General features: G+C 68.3%; 9 protein-coding genes. 3 read left to right on the top strand and 6 right to left on the bottom strand.

Going from position 1 to position 12,570, the window contains the following annotated elements:
* Nucleotides 1-118: 118 nt before the first annotated feature.
* On the top strand, nt 119-520 hold the full coding sequence (locus tag OG394_RS00095) for a VOC family protein (protein ID WP_328992614.1): 402 nt from the start codon (nt 119-121) through the stop codon (nt 518-520).
* A gap of 104 nt (nt 521-624) precedes the next feature.
* Nucleotides 625-1,005 (top strand): nitroreductase family deazaflavin-dependent oxidoreductase, encoded by a 381-nt coding sequence (locus tag OG394_RS00090; RefSeq protein ID WP_328992613.1) that lies wholly within the window; start codon nt 625-627, stop codon nt 1,003-1,005.
* A gap of 1,525 nt (nt 1,006-2,530) precedes the next feature.
* Here the strand turns inward: OG394_RS00090 and OG394_RS00085 are convergent.
* Nucleotides 2,531-5,104 (bottom strand): MXAN_6230/SCO0854 family RING domain-containing protein, encoded by a 2,574-nt coding sequence (locus OG394_RS00085; RefSeq protein WP_328992612.1) that lies wholly within the window; start codon nt 5,102-5,104, stop codon nt 2,531-2,533.
* 206 nt (nt 5,105-5,310) lie between these two features.
* Between OG394_RS00085 and OG394_RS00080 the strand changes: the two genes are divergently transcribed.
* Entirely contained in the window at nt 5,311-6,561 is a 1,251-nt protein-coding gene (locus OG394_RS00080; protein ID WP_328992611.1) for a GGDEF domain-containing protein, read from the top strand.
* On the opposite strand, the gene OG394_RS00075 is transcribed toward OG394_RS00080, so the two are convergent.
* Genes OG394_RS00075 through OG394_RS00055 form a run of 5 tightly spaced genes read right to left on the bottom strand, consistent with a single transcriptional unit; the run spans nt 6,562 to nt 12,554 of the window.
* Nucleotides 6,562-7,533, bottom strand: coding sequence for a zinc-binding dehydrogenase (locus tag OG394_RS00075; RefSeq protein WP_328992610.1), 972 nt, complete (start codon nt 7,531-7,533; stop codon nt 6,562-6,564).
* Between the two features lie 48 nt (nt 7,534-7,581).
* Nucleotides 7,582-8,367, bottom strand: a complete 786-nt coding sequence (locus OG394_RS00070) for an ATP-binding cassette domain-containing protein (protein WP_328992609.1) — start codon at nt 8,365-8,367, stop codon at nt 7,582-7,584.
* Nucleotides 8,364-9,359, bottom strand: coding sequence for an ABC transporter ATP-binding protein (locus tag OG394_RS00065; protein ID WP_328992607.1), 996 nt, complete (start codon nt 9,357-9,359; stop codon nt 8,364-8,366). Before OG394_RS00065 ends, OG394_RS00070 begins: the two co-directional genes overlap by 4 nt.
* Nucleotides 9,352-11,097: an ABC transporter permease subunit gene (locus tag OG394_RS00060; RefSeq protein ID WP_328992606.1), complete on the bottom strand. Its 1,746-nt coding sequence runs from the start codon at nt 11,095-11,097 to the stop codon at nt 9,352-9,354. Before OG394_RS00060 ends, OG394_RS00065 begins: the two co-directional genes overlap by 8 nt.
* Nucleotides 11,094-12,554 carry an ABC transporter substrate-binding protein gene (locus OG394_RS00055; protein ID WP_328992605.1) on the bottom strand — a complete coding sequence of 487 codons (1,461 nt, stop codon included), beginning with the start codon at nt 12,552-12,554 and terminating at the stop codon, nt 11,094-11,096. The genes OG394_RS00060 and OG394_RS00055 overlap by 4 nt, the downstream gene beginning before the upstream one ends.
* Between the last annotated feature and the right edge of the window lie 16 nt (nt 12,555-12,570).

Genomic DNA, 12,570 nt, shown 5'->3' with positions numbered 1-12,570 from the left:
CGTCGCTCGTCAGACTCTACGGCCCCCCACGGACAGTTTTCGCCCGACCTCACACAGCTCACCAGACTGATCAGGAATCGAGAAGCGAGCCGAGCCGCCGCTCCATAGCGTTACCGCCATGACCATCGCGCTGCAGTGCTGCATCACCGTCAACGATCTGGACGAGTCGCTCGGCTTCTACCGCGACGCGCTCGGTCTGAAAGTACTCAAGGACGTCGGGTCCGGCGTGAACCGCTGGATCACCCTCGGCGGACCGACTCAGCCCGGCCTCGAATACGTGCTCTCGCAACCGCACACCGGACGTTCCCAGGAGGACGGCGACGCCTTGCAAGAGCTGCTCAGCAAGGGCGCCCTGCCGATGATCGTCTTCAGCACCGACGATCTCGACACGACCTTCGAGCGGGTGGCGGCATCCGGCGCCGAGGTACTGCAGGAGCCCATCAAACGGCCATGGGGACCGATCGACTCCGCCTTCCGCGACCCCTCGGGAAACATGGTGCGGATCCAGCAGGGGGCCTAGGGCATTCGACGGCATTCGACTGGCATTCGATTGGCTGGAGGAGAGGTGTGACGCAGAACAAGCAGGCATGCAAACCCGGTACACCCGGGGCGTTCTCACGGTGGATGCAGCAGAAGATGAACGCCCGGATGAACCGCAAAGTCCGAGCCGGCCGCGGCGAGTTCATGGGCATGGACGTCCTGGTCCTGCACACGGTGGGCCGCCAAAGCGCGCAGCCACGGGAGACGCCGGTCGCGTGGCTCCCCGACGGCGAGAACTCCTGGCTACTCGTCGCATCAGGCGGCAGCAGCCAACACCCGGACTGGCACGCCAACCTGCTGGCACACCCGGAGCGGGTGTCGATCGAGCTCCCCGGCCGCGCCGTCGTGCCCGTCACACCACACCGCCTTCACGGCCCCGACCGCGAGCAGGCTTGGGCACGCATCGCCGCGCGCAACCCCGCATCGCGAAGTACCAAAGCAAGTCCGCCCGCCAATACCCCGTAATCCGCCTCACCACCCGCTAACCGGCCCTGTAGCGAGCCATCTTTGCGAGCGGACCTGACGTTTTTCGGCCACGGAACCGTCCAACCGACTCACAAAGACGACGCCCGGCCGCATTCTGACAACTCGACCCGCCTCGAATGCCGCAGGCGCTTCTTCCCGAGCGGACTGGACGTTTTCGGCCGAGAAACGTCCAGTCCGCTCAGGAAGATGACCGCGCCAGCCTTCGCGGGAGGTTTGGCGTCGCAAATCGTGCGTTATCCCCTGATCTCCTGGGTTCCGGTGCCACATAACCGGCCCGGAACCCAGAATCTCCGACGTTAACCCCAAGATCCCGGGTTAACCCCTCCGATCGCGGGGGTGAACCCATCACCCCGGCGGTTAACCCTTCAAATCGGGAGACGCTCCGCGACAACGGGCGACGCCGCGCCCAAATCGGTAGGTGCTCCGCGACAACGCGCGACGCCACGCCCAAATCGGTAGGTGCTCCGCGACAACGCGCGACGCCACGCCCAAATCGGGACGCGCTCCGCGACAACGCGCGACGCCACGCCCAAATCGGGACGCGCTCCGCGACAACGCGCGACGCCACGCCCAAATCGGTACGCGCTCCGCGACAACGCGCGACGCCACGCCCAAATCGGTACGCGCTCCGCGACAACGCGCGACGCCACGCCCAAATCGGTACGCGCTCCGCGACAACGGGCGACGCGGCGCCGAATCGGGAGGCGCTGCTCCGAGTTGGGAGAAGCGCCCGTCCAAGTGCGGATGTGCGCCTCCAATTCCGAGGGTCGACCTGCGGAATGGGGAGTCGACCTGGCAAATTTGGCGAGTCCACCCCCCGTTCCGCAGGTCGACCCTCGGAATGGGGCGATAACCGGTCGCGTCGGCGCGGGAGTGTTGGGTGCTGGGAGTGGCCGGCCATCCGCGAGGTGGGTTACCACCCCGGAATCCGAGGTGGTAACCCGACCGGACGGTGGCAAGCTAGCGCCTGGCCAGGCGAGAGCATTCCGCGACAACTCGCCAGTCGAGAGCGGCAGTACCCGGCCATCCGAGGACTGCACGTCCACCAGCCGGGAACGGCACCACCCCGCCATCCGCGGACTGCACACGCCAGCCGGGAACGGCACCACCCGGGTATCGGGAATGGCACCACTCGCCATCTGTGAATGGGAAGGCGCGGAGCAAACGGGCAGACCTCACCCGTCCCCCTGATAGCCCGCTGCCTTTGGTTGGACCCGGGCCGCGTCAAGGGCGCGTTAGCGTCGGCGGTAGCCGATGGAGCCCTTGACGCGGGCCGGGTCCACCTGACAATTCGCAAGACTTCATGGGGACGGGTGCCCACCAAAAGACCCGGCCCGAACTCCATACCTGGCAGGCGATTAGCGTTGATTCGTCCGAATCCGCCCGCCTACGTTGCCGTACGTCTGATCCGCCGCGGGGAGGGGCGAGCGGATGCAGACGAATCAACGCAAGAGATGGGATGCGGGCGGACGGTCGCAGGTGGCCGATGTCGCCTAGGGGGCGGCTAGCTGGTTACGCGGGCGCGGGCGTCTGGGGTGAGCTGCGCTAGTAGGTGGGCGGGGTCGATGAGGGTGACGTGGTTGGCGTCTAGGGAGCGGGGGTAGAGGGCGTAGACGCTGGCGGATGGAGGGGGTTCGACGTCGCCGACTACTACCGCCACCAAACCTGCGGTTTTGGCGGCGTCGGTGCCGGGAGTTAGGTGGCGGTCGGGTTCGCGGCGCGTGATGATGCGTTGCGCGAAAGCGGCCAGGTCCTCACCAACAGCGCGGGTGTAGCGAACGACGGACTCGTCGGTACACCGCACGACGACGTCATTCGTCCGCGCAGCAGCGTGCCAGCAGCAGAGCTCCCACAAGCTGACGCGGTGACCACTTGCGTAGACCTCTTCCATTGCGTCGCCGAGGCGGGCGAGTTGGCCGGCGTAGCCCGCGATCTGGTGGGTGAAGCCGGCGGCGCTGAGGTTCAGGTCGTACCACCTGAGGCGGCGGGACCAGAGGTCGACGGCGAACGGCAGCAGGATCTTCGCCGGCCCGCTCAGCTCGAACCGCTGCTCGACGGCGCCCGGGTCGAACAGCCCGTTCGGCCGTCGCATCACGCCGGCGAATCCCGTCACCAGCTTGTCGAACGGAACGCTGTTGTAGCTGAAGACAACGGGCATCACATGCCGCGCGCCGATCGAACGAAGCAGCTCGAGATCCAAATCGACGAACTCCGACGCACCGAGCGGCACCGGCGCCGAGGTCAGATCGCCCGAATGCACGGCGGCCTCGTCCTCGAACCGGAGATTCGTGTAATCGCAAAGACCGAGGAAGTCCCACTGCTCGTCGAACACCGCGACCGACAGATCGAGATCGACGCGCGTCCCCCCGGGCTCGACCCAGTGCAGGAACAACCGCAGCAGGTCATCCTTCGGCACGGTTTGCGCACTGCCACGCGTCATCCGCACCAGGCTCGAAGAGGCGCCGCGCTCCGACCCGGGCGCGGCCAAATCCGCCAGGGCCTCGTCGAGGAACACCCGGTCCAGCCGCGGTAGAGCCGAGGCGCGGCGGAGCAACTCGGTGGTCAGTACGTCGGCGAGCGCAAGAGCCAACTCCCCCGGCAGCGGCTCGCGGTAATCCGGCTCGGCCCAGGCCCGGGCCGAACCACCGCGCGGGAAGAACAGGCGGATGCCCTCCGGCGCAGTACGAAGCTGGCCGAGTACGGCGAGGAGGACCGCGGGTGACGCGTCCGAGACGGCGACCGTCAACGCCTCGACCAAGGCGCCACGACTATCCGGCGGCAGCGTGCGCGCCAGGTGAACGACCCGGCGGGCCAACTCCCCCGGACGCTCGCGCAGCACGGCGAGCGCCTGGACCGGACGGCTCGCGGCGAAGGCGGCCTCGACCCGGGTCGCGAAGGTGCTGAGCCGGACCCGCCCGCCCTCCACCCGGAACTCCCCGAACCGCACGGCCTCGCTCAGCACGGCACGCCCCAACGCCGTACCAGCATCGAGCCGAGTCTGCCGCAACACCGCGAACGCCAGCGCGGCCACCGGATACCGGCCGCCGAACTCGAACGGGTGCAGCGCTTCGGCCATCCGTTTCCACGCCTCGCGATGACGCAGCACGTCCTCGGTGACGAGCAGCGGCGGCATCCGGTCCAGCGCGGCCAACAGCATCCGGCGAGTGGCGCGTGGAAGCGAACGGCGTCGCGCGGGCGGGACCTGCAGACCCGGATCCGCGCCCATCAACACGTACAACAATCGAAGGACATCGGTCGCGGTCTCGAGATGATCGTCCAGCAACTGCTCGGACATGAGCCGGGCGAGCACGATCGCGCGCGTCTCCCGCACCGGGATCGAGGCCGGCACCCAATCCGCGTCAGGCAGCGCATCGATCAGCACCACGAGGTCCGCACGATCGCGCGCGGACAACGGGGTCTGCCGCTGGGCCAGCGCCGTCGCCGACGACGCCGCGAGCTCGTGTGACGAGGTGCTGAGCGTGAGCAGACGCAACCGCTCGACCGGTTTCGCCGTACGGCTCGGGCGCGTCGGTTCGGTTGCAGGAAGCTGCAAAAACGGATCGTCGGGATCGATCCGGCGATGGCAGAGCGGGCAGGCGCTGTAGTCGGCACCATCCCAGCAGTTCGCACAGACGAGATGGGCGCACGGCGACACCGGGAAGACCGTGCGCTCCTCGCCGCACAGCACGCATGGCTGCTCGGGCTCTTGCATCAGCCGGGCGAACACGCGATCGACGTACAGCTGCTCGGTGTCGTCCGGAATCGTGTCGGGGAAACCACGGAACAACGGCACATGATCCGCCGCCCCTCCGAGCTCGGCGTCGATCATCGCGAGCAGCTGTTTCCCCAACTGGGCAAGGGTTTCCGGCGGCAGACCCGCGCCGTACTGATGGAATCGCGCCGACGGCAGCAGGCCGCGCTGGATCAACTCGGCCTCCAGCGCGAGCATCCCGTCCTGCGCGTCCCGGAACCGTCGACGGCGCCAGGAAATCCGTGGGCGTCGGACCGAGGGCGTGAGCAAATCCACCGCGACCACCCAGTTCCGGCGCAACAACAGCACCGCCAAGTCGACCTGCATCCCCACCTCCTCACGGACGCACCACGAACGGAAAACGAGTGCCAGGGGCGGAGAGCGGGCACGCTACTTGCCTTGGAAGGAGAAGGAAGCGCACCCAAGAGCCGCCCCTGGCACTACGAACGCTATCCGGCCCCACCGACAGTTTCCGAATTGTGTCCCCACTGCCCGTTAGCATGCAGTCACTTGTTCAAGTGAGGGGCGGGCGGATGGCGATCGGCGACTGGGCGATCTGGTCATTGCCGCGGCGCGCGCTGTTCTACGTGCTCGCCGTGGACCTGCTCGCGCTCGGCGTCGCGGCCCTGACGACGTACGTCACCTGGTTGCGCCCGCATCCGCACTGGCAGATCGACTGGCCGGCGTTCGCGATGCTCGCGATCGCGAGTGTGCTGCACCTGGAGTTCGCCAGCGGAATCGAGCGCGTCCGGCATCGCAAAGAGAGCACGGCTTATACCGATCTGAAGAGTCTCTGGGTCTTCGCCGGCCTACTACTCCTACCGCTGTCCCTGGCCATCGCGCTCGCGGTCCTGGCTTATACCTATGTGTCGATCCGCGGCTTCAGCCATGGGGTCATCTTCCGCAAGGTCTTCTCCGCCGCGACGTTCGTGCTCGCGAGTGCCGCCGCGTTCGCGGTGCTGCGCCTGGGCGGACTGACCGAGGTGCCACGCCTGCCGACCGGGTGGAGCTCGCTGCTCGTCGTGCTCGGCGCCGTCGCGTTGTGGTGGGCGGTCAACTTCGCCCTGATCGTGCACGCGATCGTGCTCTCCAGCGGTACGACGTACCGGGCCGCCGCGGGCGACATGTCGAACCAAGTCGTCGTACTGGCCGGGCTCGGCCTCGGGGTGGCGGTCGCGGCGGTCCAATCGTCGTACCCGTGGGTCGTGCCGGTGGTGATGGTCACGGTGCTCGCGCTGCATCGGGATCTGCTGCTGCCACAGTTCAGACAGGCGGCCGGGGTCGACGTGAAGACGGGCCTCGCCACCCCGGCGCATTGGGCCGTGGCGTTACCGGCCGAGTTGGCCCGGGCCGATCTGCTGCGCAATACCGTCGGGCTGTTGCTGCTCGACCTGGATCACTTCAAACGGATCAACGACGAGTTCGGGCATCCCGTCGGCGACCGGACGTTGCGAGCCGTCGCGGACTGCCTGCGCTCGGAGGTTCGCGAGGGCGATCTGGTGGCCCGGATCGGTGGTGACGAGCTGGCCGTGCTGCTGCCGAATACGGATGGCGTCGAGCTGATGGAGATCGCCGAGCGCGTCCGGCTGGCGCTCGCCGCGCTGGTGGTGCCGGTCGCCGACGGCGGTGAGGTGATCAACGGCGTGCCCGCGTCGATCGGGATCGCGGTGTATCCCGAGGTGGCGACGACGACCGATCAACTGATCGTCGCCGCCGACAACGCGTTGCTGACCGCCAAACGCTCCGGCCGCAACATGATCATCACCGCGGCGCCGGCGAGCTGATCAAGGCACGATCAAAGCCTTGCCCAGCAAGGAACGCGCCTCGATCGCCTCATGCGCCGCACGTACCTCGTCCAGCCCGAAGGTCCGATCGATCACCGGCTTCAACCGGCCGGCCGCGATGGCGTTCAGAACATGCGCTGCCAGTTCGTCGGTCTTACCGATCGTGGCGTGCAGCTCGGCGATACCGTTCACCGTGATCCCCCGGCGCGCCGCCTCGGCCGGGTCGATCTCGGCGAAACCACCACTCGGTGCGCCATGCGCCGAGATCCAGCCGCCGGTCGCGACCGCCTCGAACGCCTGCGCGCCGATCTCCCCACCGGCGCCCTCGAACGCGACCTCGACGCCCTTGCCGCCAGTGGCGTCCAGCACCTTCTTCTGCCAGCCCGGCTCGGAGTAGTCGATCGCGAAATCCGCACCCTGCTCCTTGACCAGGTCGAGCTTGGTCCGACCACGAGCGGCCGCGATCACGGTCGCACCGGCCGCCTTGGCCAGCTGAATCAGCAGTACGCCCATGCCGCCCGCCGCGGCCGTGATCAACACCGAGTCGCTGGGCTTGATACCCGAATTGCCGAACGCGACCATCGCCGTCCACCCGTCCCCGAACCCCGCCACCGCCTCGGTCATCCAAAGCCCTTCCGGCACCTCGGTCACACCCGCCGCCGGCAGCACGGCGCGCTCGGCGTGCGCCCCGAACCCTTCGTGCCGCCCGATCACCGGCTTACCGATCCACCCTTCGTCGACGCCCTCGCCGACCGAGAGCACAGTGCCGCCGACCGAACTACCCGGCACGTACGGCGGCTCGACGTTGAAGAATTCGCCATGCAGACCAGCCCGGATCTGCGTCTCCACGAAGATCACGTCCGCCGCCACCACCTCGATGACCAGCTCACCCGGTCCCGCCACCGGCTCGGGCCGATCCTGGGTCTCGATCACCTCGGGTCCACCGAACTTCGTCACCACAGCCGCGCGCATATCGTTCACATCCCTCTGATCGTGAGTTGATGCGCCAAGCCAACAACCTCAACAAAGGTTGATGTCAACCACGGATGCGAGCAGCTCGCGCGTATGCGAATGACTCGGCTCATCGCACACCTGGCGAGCCGATCCCTGCTCGACGATCCGGCCGTGCTGCAGTACGGCGACCCGGTGCGCGACGTGCCGTACCAACGCCAGATCGTGGCAAATCAGCAACTGCGCCAGCCCGAGCTCGTCCTGCAAGTCGGTCAGCAGGTTGATCACGCCTGCCCGCACGGACGGGTCGAGCGCGGACACCGGTTCGTCGAGCACCAGCAGCCGCGGCTCACTGGCGAGGGCGCGCGCGATGCCGACCCGTTGGCACTGCCCACCGGACAACTCGTGCGGCATCCGCTCGGCAACGCCACGATCGAGCTGGACGAGATCGAGGAGTTCGGTCACTCGGGCCGGCCCGGTCACCGGATCCCACCGGCCTTGCACGCGAAGCGGTTCCGCCACCGAGTCGTACGCCGTCCGCCGTGGGCTGAGCGAACCGTACGGATCCTGGAAGACGGGTTGCAGCCCTGGCCGTACGGCGCGCAGGTCCCGCTCGTCGAGGTCGGTGAGTTCGCGGCCCTCGAACCGAACCGACCCGCCTTCGGGCCGGCGCAACATCAGGATGGCCGCGGCGGTGCTGGATTTGCCCGAGCCCGATTCGCCAACCAGCGCAAGGGTTTCGCCCGCCTGTACGCTGAACGAAACTCCGTCCACCGCGAGGACGGATGATGTCCGTCGGCCGCGTGACGGATACCTGACAGTGAGGTCCCGTACGTCGAGCAGTGGCGCGATCATCCGGCGATCCCCTCGAACAAGTCCGTCGTACGTCGTGGCAGCTCGTCGATCCGATGGCACGAGACGAGATGGCCCGGCGCGATCTCACGAGGTGCGGGGGTTTCGACCACGCAGTCGTCGGTCGCGGCCGGGCAGCGCGGCGCGAAGGCACATCCTGGCGGCAACGAACCGGGAGTCGCGGGCGTGCCCCCGATCGCCGGCAGCCGCCTATCGGTCGAGCGAGAGGGTGGCAGGGAGGCGATGAGGCCCGCGGTGTACGGCGCACGCGGGTCTGCCAGCACCTGGCCGACCGGTCCGGACTGGACATGTCGTCCGGCGTACATCACCAGGATCCGATCGGCGTGCGCGGCCGCAACGGCGAGGTCGTGCGTTACGAGCATGACCGCCGTACCGGATTGCGCGCGCAATTCGTCCAGCAGGCCAAGGATCCGGGCCTGGACCGTCGGGTCGAGCGCGGTGGTCGGCTCGTCCGCGATGACCAGCGCCGGGTCGTTGACGGTCGCCATCGCGATGACCGCGCGCTGACGCATTCCGCCAGAAAACTCGTGCGGGTACGCCCGGGCACGCCGAGCAGCGTCCGGGATGCCGACGCGGTCGAGCGCCGCCACCGCGACCTCCCGAGCAGTCTTGCGGCTCAAACTTTGGACCGAGCGAATGGCGAGCGCGAGTTGATCACCGATGGTGTGGACCGGACTCAATACGGACAACGCGTCCTGCGGGATGAACGCCATCCGGCGACCACGCAACCCCCGATAAGCGCTCTGCGGAGCACCAACCAGTTCCGTACCGTCGAGGCGCACGCTGCCGGTGACGCGCATCCCGGCGGGCAACAGCCCGAGCACGGCCCGCGCGGTCACCGACTTCCCAGCGCCCGATTCGCCTACGACCGCAAGCATCTCCCCCGCAGCCACCTCCAGCGACAGCCCGCGTACGACGTCAAGGCCGGACACGCTGATGCGGAGATCGCGCACCTGAAGCAAAACCTCAGACATCGCGTGACACCCCAATCGAGACGCGCCGGACGGGCAGAGTGGATAGAGAGACAGCGAGTGCCGCAAGGAGTAGCAGCAGCGCCGCCGGCGCCAACGCGGCCCATGGCGCGCGCTCGACGTACGGAAGCGACTCGGCCAGCATCAACCCCCACTCCGGAGCAGGCGGTTGGGCGCCAAGCCCGAGGAACCCCAAGGCCGCGAGCGCCAGAGCAATACCGGGCAGCCGCAACACCGCATGCCGCGCGACCGGGCCCGCGATCGCCGGGAGCACGTGCCGAGTCAGGATCCAGAACGGCGACGAACCAATGGCCCGCTGGGCGCTGAGGTGCATCGCGGCGCGAGCCTCTTGAACCAAGGCGGCAGCATGCGAGGCAAGCGGCGGCCAGGAGACGGCGGCGACCGCGATTGACGCGCCCACGGTCCCGGGCCCGATCGCCGCCGCGACGAGAATGCCCGCGATCACTGGCGGTACGGCGTTCGCGGTCTCGGCGACTCCGGCAGCAAGGCTCGGCGCGAAACCGATGACCATCGCAACGACGTACGAGCAAACGCAAACCAGCACGGCCGCTCCCAACGTCGGCACAGCGCCATGCCCCACACGCGCGAGTACGTCGCGGCCGAGCGAGTCGGTGCCGAGCGGATGGCCCCAGCTCGGCGACGCGAGGCGGGCGACGGTGTCGAGCTGCAGTGGTTCGAGTAGCAGGCCCCAACCGATTACGACGGCAAGGACGACAGCGCTGACCACTGGCACTACGCGATTCGCTATTCCGACTGTGCCGGTTGTGCGCGCTGGTAGCGACAGTGCGGCGTCACGGAGGCCGGGCCCGAGCATGCGACGACGCGCGCCGCCGACGAGTACGCCTGCCGTGAGGCCGAGAAGTACCAGAACGAGCACTGATCCCTGGAGTAGCGGCAAGTCCTGCGACTCGGCAGAGCCCAACGCCGTACGGCCGATGCCGGGAACTGCGAACACCGTCTCCACCGCGACAGCGCCGCCAGTGAGGCCAACCGCGACCATGCCGAACTGCGGCAGCACTGGCGGCATTGCCCGGCGCAACGCGGCTCGCGCGATCACGCCCGGCGTACAGCCTGAGGATCGCCATAGGCCGACCCAGCGCTCCTCGAAGACGGCCGGCAACGCGTCATCCACTAGCCGCCCAAGGATGCCGCCTGCCGGAATCCCCAACGCCAGCGCAGGAAGGACCAGGTGTTGCGGACCCTGCCAGCCGTACGGCGGGAACCAGCCGAGCCACACGGATAGCGCCAGTAAAAACAACGTCGCCAGGAGAAATTCCGGCAATGCCGCGAGCGCCGCCGCCGGGCCGCCCGTGCTCGCGTTGCCGCGCAGCGTGCCCCTCGCACCCCGCACAAGCGTCGGCGTACAGAGTGCGACCGTGAGCAGGAGCGCGACCACCAGCGCCGCACCCATCAAAGTCAGCGAAACGCTGAGACCCGAGAGCACAGACGGCAACACCTCGGAGCCGTTGACCCACGAACGGCCCAAGTCGCCCCGAACCACCCCGCCGAGCCAGTCGCCGAGCGCCGACACCGGGCCCGCGCCCAGGCCGAGCTCCCGGCGGATGGCGTCCAGCGCTTCCGCGGTCGGTTCCTGCTCGGCCGAGCGGGCGCGCAGGATCGACAGCGCCGGATCACGCCCCGACAACCAGGGCAGCAAGCCGATCACGCCGAGGACCACCACCAGCGCGCCGACGCGGGACAGCAGCGCGCCGGCCCTCACTTGAGCTTGGTGTCGGCCGTGATCAGGATCCGCTCGCGCGGGTCCTTGGCCGAGTCGATCACGGAGGTCGCGTCACACTGGATGACCCGCTCGTGCAGCATCGGGATCGCAGCGTCGGTCCGCAGTACGGCGGCCTCGGCGGCCATGATCGCGGCGCGGCGCGGATCGCCCGGCTCGGTGGCACTCGCCGTACGGATGGCTCGGTCGACGTTCGGGTCGCAGAGCTGGGCGATGTTGAAAGTGCCCGCACAGCTGAAGTCAGACTGCAGGTACGCCACCGGGTCGCCCGAGTCGAGCACGGTCGCCCGGGACAGGATGAACGCGTCGAACTTGCCGGCGAGCGCGTCCTCCTCGATATGCGCGTACTCCCGGACGACCTGGTTCACCTTGAACCCGGCCTTCTGGAGCTGCTGCTGCAAGACCGACGCGACCTCGGGCAGTTCGGCCCGGTCGGAGAAGGTGGCGAGGGTGATCGTCGTGCCCGCCGGATTCGCGGCCGGCGTACGACCTGTCAGCTCCTTGCGGTTCTCGGCGGCCCAGGGCAGCGCGGGTCCGAGGAGTCCCTTGGCGACGTCGGCCCGGCCCTCGTACACGCCCTTGACGATCTCCTCGGCGTTGATCGCAGTGCGGGCCGCCGCCCGCAGACCGGCGTTCTTGAACGGACCGGATTTCGCGTTCAGGTAAAGGGTGTTGGTGCGCGGCATCGGGACTTCGGTGATCGTATTCGCGTCGAGCAGAGCTGCCTGCGAGACCGGTACTGCCTCGGCGATGTGGGCACTGCCGCTACGGATGGCTGCGGCGCGCGCTGTGCCGTCCGGGACGAAGGAGACGTCGATACCGGCCGCTGCCGCCTTCTTCCCCCAGTAGCCGTCGTAGCGGTCGAGGGCGGCCGTAGTCGTCCCGTTCACCTTCACGAGCTTGTAGGGCCCACTGCCGGTGCCGACGGGATTGACCTTGGCGTTAGCGCCGTACGCGCTCTCGGCGAGTATGGCCAGCTGCGGCGACGACAAGCGCTGCGGAACCAGCGGATCCGGGTCAGCAGTAGTGACGAGCACCTTGTCGCCCTGGGCCTTCACGGTCAGTTCGACGCCGTCCAGGATGCGTGGTTTGGGCGAGGCCTTAGTGGCGCGCGTGAGGGTGTTGACGACCGCCTTCGCAGTGAGTTCGGTGCCGTCGTGGAACGTCACTCCCCCGCGGATGGCGAACTCCCAGCTCTGGCCCGAAGTGCGCTTCCACGCGGTCGCGAGCCCGGGCTGGGCGTCGCCGTTCGCGTCGAGATTGACCAGGGTCTCGGCGGTGGACCAGCGCGAGAGCTTGAACGCGTCATCGCTGAAAGGCGAGAGACCGGACCGCGGCGGCTGCAGCATCGCGAGCTTGATCCGGCCCTCACCAGCCGCACCGGTCGTCGTTCCTTCACCGGAAAAACAGCCGGTCAGGGAGAGGGATAGCGCTAACACAGAGGCAATGGCAAAG

It is taken from the genome of Kribbella sp. NBC_01245 (assembly GCF_036226525.1).
In the GTDB taxonomy this organism is placed as follows: domain Bacteria; phylum Actinomycetota; class Actinomycetes; order Propionibacteriales; family Kribbellaceae; genus Kribbella.
The sequence above is the reverse complement of the archived record's forward strand: the minus strand, read 5'-3'. Positions and strand labels throughout refer to the sequence as shown.